This window comes from Frankia sp. CoBUL1 (assembly GCF_978021245.1).
The window spans coordinates 1-4,911 of record NZ_CDXDOS010000248.1 but is presented as its reverse complement, the minus strand read 5'-3'; the positions used below and the strand labels follow the sequence as shown (position 1 = coordinate 4,911).

The window sequence follows — 4,911 nt, the reverse complement described above, 5'->3', positions numbered from 1 at the left end:
GACAGGTAGGGGTTGGTGGCGGTAGCACCGGCGTTGTTGCCCATGACGGCATTGCCCATGACGGCATTGCCAATAACGGCATTGTCGACGACCAACAGCCACCGGCGATGAGGTCGACCGGTGCGCAACGCCTCGGCCGCCGCGGCAGCCGCTGCCTCGTCCCCCTCCACGCGGGCGAGTCCCAGCTGGGCCGCGAGGGCGGCGAGGCCGGCGACGACCTCCGTCATCTTGTCGCCGCGGATCCACCAGACCAGGTCGTAGGCGTGGCTGTACCGGTAGGCGAACTCCACGACGAGCTCCGTCTTGCCGACCCCGCCCAGGCCATGCACCACCTGGGCCCGCACCCCCGGCACAGGGGAACCGGGGCCGGGCACGGCCCGGTCGAAGCCCGTCAGTCGCGCGCGCAGCTCGGCGAGTTCGGATGCACGCCCGACAAAGCGGGGGTTGCGCACCAGTTCCGGCGGCAGCCCCCACACGAGCGGGGGCCGACCCGGATACCGCGCTGCCCGTTCGGACTCGTCCGCCGCCGCGGGCACGTCACGGGTGTCGCGGGTGGGGAGCGGCGTGGGATTGACCGACCGCACCTGCCCTGTCACGGCGGCGCGTATCCCGTCCAGCAGCCGGGCGCGAGCGGCTGCGGCGGCGCCCGGCCCGGCCAGGTCGGTCAGGTCGATCCAGGTGAGGCTGCCGAGCAGGCCGAGCAGGCCGAGCGTGCCGGGCTCGCACGGCTCGACCTGCACCGGAATCAGCCGGCGTCCCCGCCCGCCCATGTCCGCCGCCCAGATCGCCTGCCACTGCGCCGCCGCGCCGACCGAGGCGAGATAGGCCGGGGTCAGCACCGCCAGGAGCCGGCCCGCGGTGGTCAGTCCCGCCTGGACGAGCGCAGGCCAGTTCGACCCGGGGACGAAGTCCCATGCCTCGAGCAGCACGCGGCGGCCGGCGCTCTCCAGGGTGTCCGCGATCCACTCCGCCCACGCCTGGTCGACGCCGGCGTAGGAGACGAAGAAGTCCACCGTCTTCCCGGCGTCGTGGGTGGTATCCGTGCCAGCCGGGTTCATCGGCTGGCCACCCGGACGCCCCGCCAGTCGAGAGGTGAAGGCCGGGATCAGGCGTTGGGCGGCAGGTCGGTGCCGGCACCACGCTGACGTAGCGCGACCCGCTCCAGGCCCGCGCCCACGGCCACAGCCGCCTCGGCGTCGGTGTCGGTGTCGAGGCCTTCCACCGTGAATCCCGCCTCGGCGATCATCTTCAGGTCCTGGTGGCCCTCCTGACCCTCACTGGTCAGGTAGTCACCGAGGAAGATGGAGTTCACCACCGAGAGGGCGAGGGGCTGCATCGAGCCGAGATGAATCTCCCGGCCGCCCGAGAGCCGCACCTCGGCCGTGGGGTTGACGAACCGGACCATGGCGAGAATGCGCAGGCACTGCCGGGGGTTGAGATTCCACTCCGCCCCCAGGGGCGTGCCCTCGAATGGCATGAGGAAGTTGACCGGGATGGAGTCCGGGGCGAGCTCGCGCAGCGCGAAGGCGACGTCGACGAGGTCCTCGTCGCTCTCCCCCATGCCGGCGATGATACCCGAGCAGGGTGAGAGGCCGGCGTGCCTGGCTTCCTGCACCGTGTCGACCCGGTCGTTGTAGGTGTGCGTCGTGCAGATGTCTGCGTACTTCTCACCGGCCGTGTTCAGGTTGTGGTTGTAGGCGTCCGCACCGGCCGCCCGCAGCTGTGCGGCCTGCCCGTCGGACAGCAGGCCGAGGCACGCGCACACCTCCACGTCCGGATGCGCGGTCTTGATCGCGCCGATCGTGTCCGCCACGCGGTCGACGTCCCGGTCCGTCGGCCCGCGGCCGCTCGCGACCAGGCACACCCGGCGGGCACCGCCCGAGATGCCGGCGCCGGCCGTCGCGGCGGCCTCCTCGGGCTTGAGCCAGGTGTACTTCAGGATTCCCGTGTTCGAACCGAGCCGCTGCGAGCAATAGGAACAGTCCTCCGGACAGAGTCCGCTCTTGAGGTTCACCAGAAAGTTCAGCTTGACACGCCTGCCGAAGTACCTCCGCCGGAGCCGGTAGGCGGCGGCGACAACGTCCAAGAGATCGTCGTCGTCACTGCGCAGGACGGCCAGGGCCTCGTCCCGGGTCGGAGCCTGACCACTCACCCCCTTGCTGACAAGGCTGTTCAGAGTGGCTGACAGGTCCATGTCCGTCATCCTCGATCCTCTGCTGGCACGGCGGGCACTGGCGGGCGGCGGAAACCTGCGGGTGATCGTCCTTCCGCCGCGTCCACACTCTCATCGTTGCCTTGATCGGAACCAGCGATCGCCCACGCCGGGGCGGGGGTACGGCCGGGGTTGCCCGGACGTGGACGTGGCCAACCGGCGCCGGCGGGCAGGAAGGGGAGGATGGGTATGTGGCGACTGGATCCCGGGTGGAGGAGAACGACGCGTGCGTGTCGGGCGACAGCGTCGCCGGCGCCCACCCCACACCGACCGAACCAGCGACTGGACCTTCGAGTGGAAACTGGACCTTCGACCGGAAAGTGAGGCCCACCAGTGAGCCCGCAAGGATCCGACTCCGACGTCGTGACGGTGCCGCGTGACGCGGCGTCACCACAGACGGTGTCGCGTGACACCGCGTCGGTCCCGCCCGCCGACGAGGTCGTGCTCCTCGACGCCGAACGCCGCCCCTGCGGGACGGCGCCGCGGATCGCCGTGCACGGCCTCGACACCCCCCTGCACCTGGCGTTCTCGTCCTACCTTTTCGACCCGTCCGGCAGGCTGCTCGTCACCCGCCGGGCGCTCGACAAGCGGACCTGGCCGGGGGTGTGGACGAACAGCTGCTGTGGGCATCCCCGCCCAGGCGAGGATCTGGCGCGGGCCGTCGAGCGCCGGGTAGGCCAGGAACTCCGCCTGGAGTTGACCGACCTGCACTGCGCGCTGCCGGACTTCGCCTACCGCGCCACCGCCGCCGACGGTCTCGTGGAGAACGAGGTCTGCCCGGTCTACGTGGCGCGGGCGCTCGGGGACCCGGATCCGGACCCGGCCGAGCTGGTCGAGTGGCGCTGGGTCGAGTGGGACGACTACCGCCGGGTGGCCGCCGCCGCGCCCTGGGCGCTAAGCCCCTGGTCGGTCGACCAGATGGCGGCGTTCAGCGCGGCGGCCCATCCGCTGACCGCCGCGCTCTCCCTCGTCTCCGGCGGAACCCACGCCTGAGCCGGCCATCCGGCGAGCCGACCCTCCGTCCTGTTCCGGAGGGCATCCTGTTCCGGAGGGGTTGCCGTGCCGGCGCTGACGCCCGGGGCCACCGAACCGCGGATGGTCCCGGACGCCGCGCGACCGTCCGCCGCCGGCCCCGACCCGGGGGTCCGTGGCGACGACGACACCGCGACGCGGGTGGCAGGAGCACGGCGTCAGTCCACGGCACCCCTCCGCGTCACGGCATCCCGGACATGGTCGATGACCGAGGCGATCGGACCTACCGTCCACTGCTTGGCGGTCGAACCGGCAGCTGACGGGTGCGGATGGGTGGGAGCGAACTTCTCCGCCGTCCGAAGCCGACGGCCCATGCTTTCCAGCTGCCTGGCGTCGCGGGCCGCGTGCACCCGGGGGAACTCCTCGTTTTCCTCATGCTCGGCATGGTCGACAACGGCCCGTTCGAAGTCCGCCAGCTTCGCATCGAACTCGGCGCTACCGACATCCATCTTCTCCAGCGCCAGCAGCACGCGGGTGGCCTCGTCCTCCTCGTGGTTGCGCGCCTCGGCCACCCGGCTGTCGATCTTCTTCGTAACCGGCCGCACGACCATCTCCTCGGCGGTCTCGTGCGCGGCGAGCAACGCCCGCAGCTCGTCGAACGCCCGGCGCTTGTGCTCGCCCGTCGCCGACTTCACGTCCGCGAACAGCTCGCGGATGCGGGCGTGCTGTTCGAGCAGGACTCCCACGACGTCGTCGTGGGAGAACTGCGCCGCTCGGCCGCCGTCGAACCCAGCGTCATTGATCGGCATGATGTCCTCCTCATCACGGTCCGCCCATCGAGACCTCGATGTCGGCGTGCCCCGAGAGGGCACTCGAAATCGCGCGGCATCGAGGACGCCCGACCGGCGGGGCCCAACCGACACGTTGGGCTCGTCAACCTGCCCCGGCCGGATCGGGGTACCGAGAGTGCCCCGATCCGGCCGGGGCAGCTCGCCGCCTACCGACGTCCCCAATTGGGGCCAGTACGAAGTAGCCACCTGAACGGCCCCATGAGTAGCTCATAATTCCTAGTAACCCGTCGGCGCGATGACGGTGAGTTGATGCCTGGGAGCACCTGCGCCGTCCGGTCACGCCGCACCGGTCACGCCGACCGGCGCGTACGACGGAATAACGCCGATACCCTCCCAAAGACACGTATAGTGATAATTCCTGGCGTCCAGGCTTGAGCCGAAGCTTGAACCGAAGGCGACCGGCCGAGGCATGCCCCTCGCATCGCGGGATTCGGCCGGCGCCGTTGCCGGGAGGCAATGGCTCCCTCGGTCGGCAGGACCGGCTCGATACGATGCGCCTCGGGTCGATCATCCGACCAGCCGTGCCGGGCGGACGGATACCCCTTTTCGGCCATAGCCACAGGTCCCGCAATGGCCACAGGTCCCGCAATCTCCAGGCCTTTGGCCCCGCCGGGGCCGCCGGGGCCGCCGGGCCGCCGGGCCGCCGCATCCGGCGGATGATCGGACCAGGCCGCGGTTGCGGGCCCGGGACGGGCACTCGGGCCGAGGCCCTGACCAGGAGAAGCGGTCAGCGTCTACGGCGTGTCGTGAGAAGTCCGCAACCGGTCCGGATCTGCCGCGGACGGGCCGGCGCGGCAGGTCTGGACCGGGTGGGACGCCACGCGCCGTCTCCGTCCCCGTCGCCGTGACGTTTCCGGCCCACCGCAGGGGGTGAAG

Annotated in this window: 4 protein-coding genes; 1 reads left to right on the top strand and 3 read right to left on the bottom strand. The window is 71.1% G+C overall.

Annotated features, from left to right (window positions below; translation table 11 throughout):
- On the bottom strand, positions 1 to 1,058 hold a 1,058-nt coding region (locus AC08OX_RS14885; RefSeq protein ID WP_476608362.1), incomplete at its 3' end, for a toll/interleukin-1 receptor domain-containing protein.
- Between the two features lie 47 nt (positions 1,059 to 1,105).
- Entirely contained in the window at positions 1,106 to 2,203 is a 1,098-nt protein-coding gene (bioB, locus tag AC08OX_RS14880) for a biotin synthase BioB (RefSeq protein ID WP_476608361.1), read from the bottom strand.
- 342 nt (positions 2,204 to 2,545) lie between these two features.
- On the opposite strand from bioB, the gene idi reads away from it, so the two are divergent.
- Entirely contained in the window at positions 2,546 to 3,205 is a 660-nt protein-coding gene (idi, locus tag AC08OX_RS14875; RefSeq protein ID WP_476608360.1) for an isopentenyl-diphosphate Delta-isomerase, read from the top strand.
- A gap of 197 nt (positions 3,206 to 3,402) precedes the next feature.
- Here idi and AC08OX_RS14870 read toward each other — a convergent pair whose 3' ends face one another.
- The gene (locus AC08OX_RS14870; protein ID WP_476608359.1) at positions 3,403 to 3,993 is read right to left on the bottom strand and encodes a hemerythrin domain-containing protein; all 591 of its coding nucleotides are present in this window, start codon (positions 3,991 to 3,993) and stop codon (positions 3,403 to 3,405) included.
- Positions 3,994 to 4,911 lie beyond the last annotated feature (918 nt).